Origin of the sequence: Pseudomonas sp. URIL14HWK12:I6 (assembly GCF_000514195.1) — a bacterium.
Taxonomy (GTDB): domain Bacteria; phylum Pseudomonadota; class Gammaproteobacteria; order Pseudomonadales; family Pseudomonadaceae; genus Aquipseudomonas; species Aquipseudomonas putida_A.
Map to the genome: position 1 here is coordinate 239,694 of NZ_AZVL01000001.1, position 12,543 is coordinate 252,236.

Consider the following 12,543-nt stretch of genomic DNA (forward strand, 5'->3'; position numbering starts at 1 on the left):
TGTGCGGGAACTGCTCTTCTGTTGATGCAAACCCTGTGGTGAGGGGATTTATCCCCCCTCATCACAATGACTCACCTCTACATTGTTCAGTCCCCAGACATACGGGTCTCAGGATCAGAAAGTTAAAAAAAAGGGCTTGGGGACAAATCCCCAAGCCCTCAAAAGGTGAGAGGTGTCTAGTCCCTCGACCTGGTGAGCGGTGCTACAAATAACGCGTCGGCTCAGGCTTTGAGCGGAACCAGACGCGGGGCAATCATGTTTTCCGGGCGCAGGATGTCGGCGAGCATGGCTTCGTCGAGCAGACCTTCTTCGCGCACCAGTTCCAGCACGCCGCGGCCGCTTTCAAGGGCGATACGGGCGATGCGGGTGGCGTTTTTGTAGCCGATGTACGGGTTCAGTGCGGTGACCAGACCGATCGAGTGCTCGACCAGTTCGCGGCAGCGGGCTTCGTTGGCGGTGATGCCGACGATGCAGTGCTCGCGCAGCATGTCCATGGCGCGTTGCAGCAGACGGATCGAGTCGAGGATCTTGAACGCGATCAGCGGCTCCATCACGTTCAGTTGCAGTTGGCCGCCTTCGGCTGCCATGGTCAGCGCCAGATCGTTACCGATGACCTGGAAGGCCACCTGGTTAACGGCTTCCGGAATCACCGGGTTGACCTTGCCGGGCATGATCGAGCTGCCTGGCTGACGCGCCGGCAGGTTGATCTCGTTGATGCCGGTGCGTGGGCCGCTGGACAGCAGGCGCAGGTCGTTGCAGATCTTCGACAGCTTGACCGCGGTGCGCTTGAGCATGCCGGAGAACAGCACGAAGGCGCCCATGTCGGAGGTGGCTTCGATCAGGTCGGCGGCCGGCACCAGCGGTTGACCGCTGATCAGCGCCAGACGCTGAACGGCCAGCGCTTGATAGCGCGGGTCGGCGTTGATGCCGGTGCCGATCGCGGTGCCGCCCAGGTTCACTTCAGTCAGCAGTTCCGGGGCCAGCGTCTTCAGACGGGCCAGGTCTTCGCCCATGGTGGTGGCGAAAGCACGGAATTCTTGACCCAAAGTCATCGGCACGGCGTCTTGCAGCTGGGTACGGCCCATTTTCAGGACGTGATCGAATTCTTTGCCCTTGGCCGCGAAGGCCTGAATCAGGCTGTCGAGGCTGGCCAGCAGCGCGTCGTGACCCAGCAGCAGACCCAGGCGGATCGCGGTCGGGTAGGCGTCGTTGGTCGACTGCGCCATGTTGACGTCGTCGTTCGGGTGCAGGTACTGGTACTCGCCTTTCTGGTGACCCATTGCTTCGAGCGCAATGTTGGCGATCACTTCGTTGGCGTTCATGTTGGTGGAAGTACCGGCGCCACCTTGAATCATGTCGACCACGAATTCTTCGTGAAAATCACCGCGGATCAATCGGGCACAGGCTTCGCTGATGGCAGCGTGCTTGGCTTCGCTCAGATGACCCAACTCACGGTTGGCGTCAGCGGCGGCCTGTTTGACCATCGCCAGACCGACAACCAGTTTCGGGTAATGCGAAATCGGAACGCCGGAGAGACGGAAGTTGTTCACCGCTCGCAGGGTCTGGATGCCGTAATACGCTTGAGCCGGTACTTCGAGGGCGCCAAGCAGGTCGTTTTCTGTGCGGAAAGATGCAGCGGAGGACATGATAGAAATCATCTCGATATGGACCCGGTCTGTGCCGGAACGCTGCGAATGCTAGGCTTGTGGGATTTTTTGGGCCAATGCTGTTAAACACTGGCCTATGCACATTCGGCATAATGCCTATGTGACGCCGCCTGCGCGGCAGACGTGTGACCTGTTTTGGTGCGTGTCCGGGAGGACGTGATGAATCTGGAAAGCAAATGGCTCGAGGACTTCAGTGCCCTGGCCGCCACCCGCAGCTTCTCGCAGGCGGCCGAACGGCGCTTCGTGACCCAGCCGGCGTTCAGTCGGCGGATCCGCAGCCTGGAAGCTGCGCTTGGGCTGACGCTGGTCAACCGTTCGCGCACGCCGATCGAGCTGACGGCAGCGGGGCAGCTGTTTCTGGTGACCGCGCGCACCGTGGTCGAACAGCTCGGCGAAGTGCTGCGCCATCTGCATCACCTGGAAGGCGGGCAGGGCGAAGTGATCCAGGTCGCGGCGGCGCACTCGCTGGCGCTGGGTTTCTTTCCACGCTGGATCGCACAACTGCGCAACGAAGGGCTGAACATCGCCACGCGATTGGTGGCAACCAACGTCGGCGACGCGGTGCATGCGCTGCGCGAAGGCGGCTGCGACCTGATGCTGGCGTTCTACGACCCGGACGCGGCGATGCAGATGGACCCGGAAATTTTCCCGTCGTTGCACTTGGGCCAGACTGAAATGCTGCCGGTGTGCGCAGCCGATGCCGATGGCAAACCGCTGTTCGATCTGGAAGGCGACGCCAGCGTACCGCTGCTGGCGTACAGCGCCGGGGCGTTTCTCGGGCGTTCGGTGAATGGATTATTGCGCCAGCGCCAGCTGCGTTTCACCACCATCTATGAAACCGCCATGGCCGACAGCCTCAAGAGCATGGCCCTGGAGGGGCTCGGCATCGCCTGGGTGCCGCAACTGAGCGTGCGTGCCGAACTGGCCCGTGGCGAACTGGTGGTCTGCGGCGGCCCGCAATGGCATGTACCGCTGGAGATTCGCCTGTATCGCTGCGCGCTGGTGCGCAAGGCCAACGTGCGGTTGCTGTGGCGCAAGCTTGAAGGCGGCGCTGCACAGGCTTCCTGAGCCATCGCAGATCCAATTGTGGGAGCGGGCTTGCTCGCGAATACGGTGTCAGTCGAGATTCATGTATCTGACCTGACGCCTTCGCGAGCAAGCCCGCTCCCACAGGGGGGATTTGCGGTGTTCTGTCGCTGACCTTCAAGTCAATAAAACCGGGCCTTTCGCTGATTTGACAGATGGTCGTTTCGGGGGCTGTTTATTGCTTTCTTTGCGGTATACTGCGCGGCCTTCGGCCGGTACGTCCGGCCATTTTTCGTACAATCAAGCCACGCAATCCTGCGTGGCTTGTTGTTTTTGACGCGCCTGCGGGCGCCCAGAGAGAAGAGGCGCGACGATGAGTGCACTGGTTGGCGTGATCATGGGCTCCAAGTCCGATTGGTCCACCCTTAGCCACACCGCCGATATGCTGGAAAAGCTCGGCATCCCGTACGAGGTCAAGGTGGTTTCCGCCCACCGCACCCCGGATCTGCTGTTCCAGTACGCCGAAGAGGCTGAGGGCCGCGGCATCGAGGTGATCATCGCCGGTGCCGGTGGCGCAGCCCACCTGCCAGGCATGTGTGCGGCCAAGACTCACCTGCCGGTACTGGGCGTTCCGGTGCAGTCGTCGATGCTCTCGGGTGTCGATTCGCTGCTGTCGATCGTGCAGATGCCGGCGGGCATTCCGGTTGCCACCCTGGCTATCGGCAAGGCCGGCGCGATCAACGCCGCGCTGCTCTCGGCGAGCATTCTTGGCGCCAAGCATCCACAGTTCCACGCGGTACTGAAGACCTTCCGTGCCGAGCAGACAGACAGCGTCCTGGACAATCCAGACCCACGTATTGCCTGAGGTTGTTGAGATGAAGATCGGTGTAATCGGTGGCGGCCAGTTGGGCCGCATGTTGGCGCTGGCGGGCACTCCGCTGGGCATGAACTTCGCTTTCCTCGACCCGGCGCCGGACGCTTGCGCCGCAGCACTGGGCGAACACCTGCGGGCCGATTATGGCGATCAGGATCACCTGCGCCAACTGGCGGATGAAGTCGACCTGGTGACGTTCGAGTTCGAAAGCGTCCCGGCCGAAACCGTGGCGTTCCTCTCGCAATTCGTCCCGGTCTATCCGAGCGCCGAAGCCCTGCGCATCGCTCGCGACCGCTGGTTCGAGAAGAGCATGTTCAAGGAACTGGGCATCCCGACCCCGGCCTTCGCCGACATTCAATCGCAAGCCGACCTGGACGCCGCCGTGGCTTCGATCGGTCTGCCGGCCGTGCTGAAAACCCGCACCCTGGGTTACGACGGCAAGGGTCAGAAAGTCCTGCGCAAGCCGGAAGACGTGGTCGGTACATTCGCCGAGCTGGGCAGCGTTGCCTGCCTGCTGGAAGGCTTCGTGCCGTTCACCGGCGAAGTTTCGCTGATCGCCGTGCGTGCCCGTGATGGTGAAACCAAGTTCTATCCGCTGGTACACAACACCCACGACAGCGGCATCCTCAAGCTGTCGGTGGCCAGCACCGATCACCCGCTGCAGGCGTTGGCCGAAGACTACTCGAGCCGTGTGCTCAAGCAGCTGGATTACGTCGGCGTGATGGCGTTCGAGTTCTTTGAAGTCGACGGTGGCCTCAAGGCTAACGAGATCGCCCCGCGCGTGCACAACTCCGGGCACTGGACCACCGAAGGCGCCGAGTGCAGCCAGTTCGAAAACCACCTGCGTGCCGTGGCCGGCCTGCCGCTGGGTTCGACCGCCAAGGTCGGCGAGAGCGCGATGCTCAACTTCATCGGCGTGGTTCCGCCGGTTGAGAAAGTGATCGCCATCGAAGATTGCCATCTGCACCACTACGGCAAAGCCTTCAAGGCCGGGCGCAAGGTCGGTCACGCCAACCTGCGCTGCGCCGACATGGCCACGCTGCAAGCACAGATCGTCAAGGTCGAAGCGCTTATCGCCGAGTAAACAGTTTCATGTGGCAACGGCGGAACCTTCGGGAGCCGCCGTTCTCTCATGGCAGGATGCCAAAGTCTGACTAGGCTTTGGCATATCTACCAAATCAGAGGGAAATGCCATGGGAATTATCGGAACCATCTTTATCGGCTTGATCGTCGGCCTGCTGGCACGCTTCCTCAAACCGGGCGATGACAGCATGGGCTGGATCATGACCATCCTGCTCGGTATCGGCGGTTCGCTGGCGGCCACTTACGGCGGCCAGGCCCTGGGTATCTATCAGGCAGGTCAGGGCGCAGGCTTCATCGGTGCACTGGTCGGCGCGATCGTGCTGCTGGTGATCTACGGCCTGATCAAAAAGAACTGATCCAAGCGACCAAGTCCTCTCTGCCAACGCGGCAGGGAGGGCTAGAATGCTCGGCGATTCAACGTCCTTCCTCTATCCGAGCATTTTTAACCGAGCACCTCCATGCGCCGTCTTCTGTTGACTCTCCTTTTGCTGGGCAGCGGTCTGGCCCACGCCGGCGAACTGCCGGAAACCGACTGGCTGGAACTGATGCCCAAGTCGGACCAGAAAGCCCTCGAGGCCATGCCCGAAATCGACCACAACTCCCCGGAAGCCACCGGCACCTTCACCGAGAAGGGCGGGATGAAACAGGCTAAAGGCCTGCCGGCGGTGATGTATTCGACCAAGACCGTGGCGTCGATGAACGACAAGCACATTCGCATCGGGGGTTACCCGGTGCCGCTGGAATCCGACGCCAAGGGCCGCAGCACGCTGTTCTTCCTGGTGCCGTACCCTGGCGCCTGCATCCACGTGCCACCGCCACCACCGAATCAACTGGTGCTGGTGCGTTATCCCAAAGGTTTGAAGCTGGACGATATCTACACGCCGCTGTGGGTAACCGGCACGCTGAAGATCGAGAAAGTCAGCAATGACCTGGCCGATGCGGCGTATGCGCTGGAAGCTGACAAAGTGCGGGTGGTGCAGGAGTCTGATCTCTAACATCTGAACAATTGTAGCGAGGGGATTTATCCCCGATGGGTTGCGAAGCGACCCCCGCTTTGAATCAAGGGCAGGGGCCTGCTCCGCAGGCCATCGGGGATAAATCCCCTCACCACAAAGGCTTTCACCCACATTGATATTGCGGTGTTGGTTAGAACGGTTTACTGCCGATGCTGACACCCATCGTATGGCTCGCACCCGAGACCAGATTCACCACATCATCCATCACATTCGCCGTCTCGATGCACAGCATGCGCTGCCAGCCATCGTTGTCCATGTCGGTCAGCGCTGCCGCGCGGTCGATCCACGGGTTCCAGATCACTGCCGTGCGTGAGCCGCTGGCGCTCAGTACGATGCGTCGTTCCCAGGTCGGATCGACGATGCTCAGTTGCGCTGGCGCGTCGAGGTAGATGCGGTCGGTTTCGCCAGCGAAATGCAGGTCACCTTGCTGGCTGTGGGTTTTCCACTCATCCAGCGTCTCGATGTAATCCAGACCGGCCACACCGTCGACGTGCACGTTGCGCACATCACTGACTGCGAAATAAGTGTGCAGCGCCTGGCTGATGCTGACGGTTTCGACACCCCGATTATGGCTGGTCAGGCTGATGTGCAACTGATCATTCAGATGCAGGGTCAGGGTCAGATCGACCTGATGTGGCCAGCCCGGCAGGCCACCTTCGGGGTAGGGCAGCTTGAATTCGACCTTGACGCCGTCAGCCTCTGATTCGATGCCGCCAAGCTCCCAATCCATCGCCCGCACCAGACCGTGCGCGGGTGCCGGTTGCTCACCGGTGTACATTGCCTGCACGCTCTGCGGGTTGCGTTCGAACTTGCCGAACCAAGGCCAGCACACCGGCACACCGGCGCGGATGCTCTTGCCGGTCTTGAACACAGCCTTGTCGTTGAGCCAGATGATCGGCGGCTGGCCGTCGATTTGATAACTGAGGATGTGCGCGCCTTGCTGGGCCACCAGCACTTCGGCCTGACCGTGGCGGATGCGCCAGCAGTTCAGTTCATCCAGTTTCACCGCTTCAACGTTGGGCGTGTTCATGGGGCAACTCTCGATCAGACACTTGGGACGACTATCGACCGCAAAACCGCGGCGATGTTTAACGCGCGCGTGGTGGCACCGAGCGGGTGCGACCGCTGCCGTCGATGGCGACGAAGACGAATACCGCCTCGGTCACTTTACGCCACTCGCTGGACAGCGGATCGTCGCTCCACACTTCGACCATCATCTGGATCGAGCTGCGGCCGATTTCCAGGGTCTGGGTATAAAAGGACAATTGCGCGCCCACCGCGACCGGCACCAGGAAGGCCATGCGGTCGATGGCGACAGTGGCTACGCGACCACCGGCCACGCGGCTGGCCATTGCGGTACCCGCCAGATCCATCTGCGCCACCAGCCAGCCGCCGAAAATATCGCCAAAGCCGTTGGTTTCGCGCGGGAGTGCGGTAATTTGCAAGGCCAGGTCGCCTTGCGGGATCGGATCTTCTTGTTCGAGCTCTATCATGCCGGGGGTGCCTCTGACCCGTGACTCTTCGTTGGTATTGCTGGTGGTAGCCGTCTTCAGGAAAAACGATTCAGCACCGAACATACTGCGTTCGTCACGTTTTCCATAGGCGTCTAAAGGGGAAACTCTGCGAAACCGGCTGATCCCGTTCAAAGGCCGGGCCAACGACGTTTTCGCACAGCAACCCCCTACAAACCGGAGCAAGGTTGCGAGTATATCGGTCGGTAGACTCCGCGACGACCATCGGGTTCTGATTTTGACCGGCAAATACGCGCCTCTATGTGCTTTTTCGAACAATTTGCTATGGTGCCGAACCTGCCCAAGCCACAGCCAGCGTTGTTGTGGCGGTAGATCCGCCTATAAGAGAAGCCCTTGCCATGACCACAGCGCCTTCGAGCCTCGCGCAGCCCGAGCAACCTGCACGCCCCCTGACCCGCAATGACTACAAGACTCTGTCGCTATCGGCCCTGGGCGGTGCGCTGGAGTTTTACGATTTCATCATCTTCGTGTTCTTCGCCACCGTGGTCGGCAAGCTGTTCTTCCCGGCCGACATGCCCGAGTGGCTGCGCCTGATGCAGACCTTCGGCATTTTCGCCGCCGGTTACCTTGCGCGGCCGCTGGGCGGCATCGTCATGGCGCACTTCGGCGACCTGCTGGGGCGCAAGAAGATGTTCACCCTGAGCATTTTCATGATGGCCGTGCCGACCCTGATCATGGGCCTGCTGCCGACCTACGCGCAGATCGGTATGTGGGCGCCGATCCTGCTGTTGCTGATGCGAGTGATCCAGGGCGCGGCGATTGGCGGGGAAGTGCCGGGGGCGTGGGTCTTCGTTTCCGAACACGTGCCGCAAAAGCACATCGGCTACGCCTGCGGGACGCTGACCAGCGGTTTGACCGCCGGCATCTTGCTCGGCTCCCTGGTCGCCACGGCAATCAACAGCATCTATACACCTGGGGAAGTCGCGGATTACGCCTGGCGGATTCCGTTCCTGCTCGGCGGCGTATTCGGCCTGTTCTCGGTCTATCTGCGCCGCTGGCTGCACGAAACTCCGGTGTTCGCTGAGCTACAACTGCGCAAGGCGCTGGCCGAAGAAGTACCGCTGCGTGCGGTGCTGCGTGACCATCGCGGGGCGATTGCGGTCTCGATGCTGCTGACCTGGCTGCTGTCCGCCGGGATTGTCGTGGTGATCCTGATGACCCCGACCGTGCTGCAGACGGTCTATCACTTCTCAGCGACAGTGGCGCTGCAATCCAACAGCCTGGCGATCGTGTTCCTCAGCGTCGGTTGCATCATCTCCGGTGCCCTGGCGGATCGGTTTGGCGCCGGCCGGGTGTTTGTCTTCGGTTCCCTGGGCTTGCTGATCAGCTCCTGGACCTTCTATCACAGCCTCGCCGATCACCCGAACTGGCTGTTCCCGCTGTATGCGTTGACCGGTCTGCTGGTTGGCACCATCGGTGCGGTGCCATACGTGATGGTCAAGGCATTCCCGCCGGTGGTGCGCTTCAGCGGATTGTCGTTCTCGTACAACGTGGCGTATGCGATCTTCGGTGGCCTGACGCCGATGGTGGTCAGCCTGCTGCTTAAAGAGAGTGCGATGGGCCCGGCCTACTATGTGGCGGTGCTGTGCGCGATGGGGATTCTGGTGGGGGCGTGGCTCTGGAAAAAGGGGCGCTGATCCGGAATTTCCTCCAGCAGTACCGGCTCCTTCGCGAGCAGGCTCGCTCCCACATTGGAATGCATTTCAATTGTGGAAGCGAGCCTGCTCGCGAATGGGGACGACTCGAATCATCCAGTAAAAACTCCGATGCTGGCCTTTCATCCAATTGTCATATTTCAGCCATAGAGTGTTCACACGGCCTGCTGATACTTGGCCCCGACTTAACACACCCTATCTGCTAGGAGTAAGGCATGAAACTGAAGCGTTTGATGGCGGCAATGACTTTTGTCGCTGCTGGCGTTGCGACTGCCAACGCGGTTGCCGCTGTTGACCCTGCTATCCCGAGCTACACCAAAACCACTGGTGTGTCGGGCAACCTGTCCAGCGTCGGCTCCGATACCCTGGCTAACCTCATGACCCTGTGGGCTGAGAACTACAAGAAAGAATACCCGAACGTAAACATCCAGATTCAGGCCGCTGGCTCCGCCACCGCGCCACCTGCGCTGACTGAAGGCACCTCCAACCTGGGCCCGATGAGCCGCAAGATGAAGGACACCGAGCTGGCGGCCTTCGAACAGAAATACGGCTACAAGCCAACCGCTATCCCGGTGGCCGTGGACGCCCTGGCGGTGTTCGTGCACAAGGACAACCCGATCCAGCACCTGACCATGGAACAGGTTGACGCGATCTTCTCGTCCACCCGTCTGTGCGGCGCCAAAGCCGACGTGAAAACCTGGGGCGACCTGGGCGTGACCGGCGACCTGGCCAACAAGCCAGTGCAACTGTTCGGTCGTAACTCGGTATCCGGCACCTACGGCTACTTCAAGGAAGAAGCCCTGTGCAAAGGCGACTACAAGCCTAACGTCAACGAGCAACCAGGTTCGGCGTCGGTCGTGCAGTCGATCAGCTCCTCGCTGAACGGCATCGGTTACTCGGGCATCGGCTACAAGACTGCCAGCGTGAAGACCGTTGCTCTGTCGAAGAAAGGCAGCACTGACTTCATCGAAGACACCGAAGAAAACGCCCTGAACGGCAAGTACCCGCTGTCGCGCTTCCTCTACGTTTACGTGAACAAGGCCCCGAACAAGCCTCTGGCCCCGCTGGAAGCCGAGTTCGTGAAACTGGTTCTGTCCAAACAGGGCCAGGAAGTTGTGGTGAAAGACGGCTACATCCCACTGCCGGCCAAGGTTGCTGCAAAAGCACTGGCTGACCTGGGTCTGCAGGAAGGCGGCGCTGAAGTCGCAAAAAAGTAACAAACTGAGTCCGAGGTGAACCCCACCGGACTCAGGTAAAAGGCCGGCTCTGCCCGCAGACCGGCCTTTTACACACCTCAAATTTTCGATCCTCTGCCAGTCCCGCTGGCGGTGGATTTGCTGCGTCACTGCACTGTCATCTTTCTGTCATACAGGATCGCTAGGGTGAGCGCATGAATGATCTGGCCAATTCCCCAATGACTACGACTTCCCCTCCCAAGCGCATTGATTTCAATACGCCTGAGCTGCAACGCAAGCGCCGCATTCGCGCGCTCAAGGATCGCTTCACCCGTTGGTACGTCCTCGTTGGCGGTCTGGCGGTGCTGGCAGCCATCACCCTGATCTTCTTCTTCCTCGCCTACGTCGTTGCACCGTTGTTCCAGGGTGCCAGCCTGACCGCGAAAGAGGCCATTACCCCAGCCTGGATGCAGGACGCCGGCAAGCCGCTGATGATTTCGCTCGAAGAGCAGAATCAGGTGGCGATGCGCGTTTCCGACAAGGGCCAGGCGCTGTTCTTCGACATCGACAGTGGCGCTGAATTGAAGCGCGTCGATCTGCCGGTGCCTGCCGGCGCCAGCGTAACTTCCATTGGCGAAGACCAGCCAGGTCATCCGCTGGTCGCCGTGGGTCTGTCCAACGGCCAGGCGCTGGTGTTCCGTCACACCTATAAAGTCAGCTACCCCGATGGCAAGAAAACCATCACTCCGGCCATCGAATACCCGTATGGCGAAGCGCTGATCGCGGTGAACGAGGGCGGCGGGGCACTGGAGCACGTCAGCCTCAACGCCACCGATTCGACGCTGATGCTGGTCGGTTCTACCGGTTCGCAGCTCAATGTGCTGGCGCTGACCAGCGAAGAAAACATGATGACCGGCGAAGTCACCAACGAGCAGAAGCGTATCGAGCTGCCGCAGATGACCGAGCCGGTGAAGAACATCTTCGTCGACCCGCGCCAGCAATGGCTGTACGTGGTCAACGGGCGTGCCCAGGCCGACGTGTTCAGCCTGCGCGACAAGAGCCTCAACGGTCGCTATAAACTGCTGGAAAACGCTGACGCCGAAGTCACCGCGAGCACGCAACTGGTGGGCGGCATCTCGCTGATCATCGGTGATTCCAAGGGTGGTCTGGCCCAGTGGTTCATGGCTCGCGATACCGATGGCGAGCTGCGCCTGAAGCAGATCCGTACCTTCCAGATGGGCACCACGCCGATCGTTGAAATCACCGCCGAAGAGCGTCGCAAGGGTTTCGTGGCCCTCGATGCCAGCGGCAAGCTCGGCGTGTTCCACAGCACCGCGCACCGCACCCTGTTGGTCGAGCCGGTAGCCGAAGGCCAGGGCCTGTTCGGTCTGTCGCCGCGCGCCAACCGGGTGATCGTCGAGGCCGGCGGCAAGCTGCAACCGCTGCTGCTCGACAACCCGCACCCGGAAGTGTCGTGGAGCGCGTTGTGGAGCAAGGTCTGGTACGAGAACTACGACGAACCTAAGTACGTCTGGCAATCGACCGCCGCCAACACCGATTTCGAACCGAAACTGAGCCTGTCGCCACTGACCTTCGGCACCCTGAAGGCAGCGTTCTACGCCATGCTGCTGGCCGCGCCGCTGGCGGTTGCCGCCGCGATCTACACCGCGTACTTCATGGCCCCGGGCATGCGCCGCAAGGTCAAACCGGTGATCGAGCTGATGGAGGCGATGCCGACGGTGATCCTCGGGTTCTTCGCCGGTCTGTTTCTCGCCCCGTATGTGGAAGGACATCTGCCGGGCATCTTCAGCCTGCTGATGCTGTTGCCGATCGGCATTCTGGTCGCCGGCTTCACCTTCAGTCGTCTGCCTGAGTCGATCCGCCTGAAAGTCCCGGATGGCTGGGAAAGTGCGCTGCTGATTCCGGTGATCCTGTTTGTCGGTTGGCTGTCGCTGTACATGAGTCCGTACATGGAGAACTGGTTCTTCGGCGGTGACATGCGCATGTGGATCTCCCACGACCTGGGCATCACCTACGACCAGCGCAACGCTCTGGTAGTCGGTCTGGCGATGGGTTTTGCGGTGATCCCGAACATCTACTCGATTGCCGAAGATGCCGTGTTCAGCGTGCCGCGTGGCTTGACCCTCGGCTCCCTGGCACTTGGTGCCACGCCGTGGCAGACCATGACCCGCGTGGTGATCCTCACCGCCAGCCCGGGCATCTTCTCCGCACTGATGATCGGCATGGGCCGTGCGGTCGGCGAAACCATGATCGTGCTGATGGCCACGGGTAATACCCCGGTCATGGAAATGAACCTGTTCGAAGGCCTGCGCACCCTGGCCGCCAACGTCGCGGTGGAAATGCCCGAGTCGGAAGTCGGCGGCAGCCACTACCGCGTGCTGTTCCTCTCGGCGCTGGTGCTGCTGTTGTTTACCTTCGTCATGAACACCCTGGCAGAACTGATTCGTCAGCGTCTGCGCAAGAAATACTCGTCGCTTTAAGAAAGGTAGAAGTC

11 protein-coding genes are annotated in these 12,543 nt (G+C 60.8%); 8 read left to right on the plus strand and 3 right to left on the minus strand.

All coding sequences use genetic code 11. The features are described 5' to 3' along the window. Window positions 1-221 precede the first annotated feature (221 nt). Complete coding sequence (aspA, locus tag H043_RS0101070; protein ID WP_027610364.1) at window positions 222-1,646, minus strand: aspartate ammonia-lyase; 1,425 nt, start codon at window positions 1,644-1,646, stop codon at window positions 222-224. 180 nt (window positions 1,647-1,826) lie between these two features. Between aspA and H043_RS0101075 the strand changes: the two genes are divergently transcribed. The 5 genes from H043_RS0101075 to H043_RS0101095 all read left to right on the plus strand — a co-directional run bounded on the left by H043_RS0101075 (window position 1,827) and on the right by H043_RS0101095 (window position 5,645). Next, a complete protein-coding gene (locus tag H043_RS0101075; protein ID WP_027610365.1) occupies window positions 1,827-2,735 on the plus strand; it encodes a LysR substrate-binding domain-containing protein in 909 nt (302 codons plus the stop codon). 331 nt (window positions 2,736-3,066) lie between these two features. Continuing rightward, window positions 3,067-3,558 carry a 5-(carboxyamino)imidazole ribonucleotide mutase gene (gene purE / locus H043_RS0101080; protein ID WP_003229641.1) on the plus strand — a complete coding sequence of 164 codons (492 nt, stop codon included), beginning with the start codon at window positions 3,067-3,069 and terminating at the stop codon, window positions 3,556-3,558. Between the two features lie 10 nt (window positions 3,559-3,568). After that, window positions 3,569-4,651: a 5-(carboxyamino)imidazole ribonucleotide synthase gene (locus tag H043_RS0101085; RefSeq protein WP_027610366.1), complete on the plus strand. Its 1,083-nt coding sequence runs from the start codon at window positions 3,569-3,571 to the stop codon at window positions 4,649-4,651. Between the two features lie 109 nt (window positions 4,652-4,760). Further along, window positions 4,761-5,006: a GlsB/YeaQ/YmgE family stress response membrane protein gene (locus tag H043_RS0101090; protein WP_003229635.1), complete on the plus strand. Its 246-nt coding sequence runs from the start codon at window positions 4,761-4,763 to the stop codon at window positions 5,004-5,006. A 102-nt stretch (window positions 5,007-5,108) separates the two neighbouring features. Then, window positions 5,109-5,645, plus strand: a complete 537-nt coding sequence (locus tag H043_RS0101095; RefSeq protein WP_027610367.1) for a DUF3299 domain-containing protein — start codon at window positions 5,109-5,111, stop codon at window positions 5,643-5,645. Between the two features lie 151 nt (window positions 5,646-5,796). Here the strand turns inward: H043_RS0101095 and H043_RS0101100 are convergent, their stop codons facing one another. Beyond that, a complete protein-coding gene (locus H043_RS0101100) occupies window positions 5,797-6,696 on the minus strand; it encodes a D-hexose-6-phosphate mutarotase (RefSeq protein ID WP_027610368.1) in 900 nt (299 codons plus the stop codon). 58 nt (window positions 6,697-6,754) lie between these two features. Continuing rightward, window positions 6,755-7,159: an acyl-CoA thioesterase gene (locus tag H043_RS0101105; protein ID WP_003229628.1), complete on the minus strand. Its 405-nt coding sequence runs from the start codon at window positions 7,157-7,159 to the stop codon at window positions 6,755-6,757. 377 nt (window positions 7,160-7,536) lie between these two features. On the opposite strand from H043_RS0101105, the gene H043_RS0101110 reads away from it, so the two are divergent. The 3 genes from H043_RS0101110 (at window position 7,537) to H043_RS0101120 (ending at window position 12,529) form a co-directional block, all read left to right on the plus strand. Then, window positions 7,537-8,835 carry an MFS transporter gene (locus tag H043_RS0101110; protein ID WP_027610369.1) on the plus strand — a complete coding sequence of 433 codons (1,299 nt, stop codon included), beginning with the start codon at window positions 7,537-7,539 and terminating at the stop codon, window positions 8,833-8,835. Window positions 8,836-9,068: 233 nt separating this feature from the next. Beyond that, a complete protein-coding gene (locus H043_RS0101115; RefSeq protein WP_011336616.1) occupies window positions 9,069-10,070 on the plus strand; it encodes a phosphate ABC transporter substrate-binding protein PstS in 1,002 nt (333 codons plus the stop codon). 425 nt (window positions 10,071-10,495) lie between these two features. After that, a complete protein-coding gene (locus H043_RS0101120) occupies window positions 10,496-12,529 on the plus strand; it encodes an ABC transporter permease subunit (RefSeq protein ID WP_177325598.1) in 2,034 nt (677 codons plus the stop codon). The last annotated feature ends 14 nt before the right edge of the window (window positions 12,530-12,543 follow it).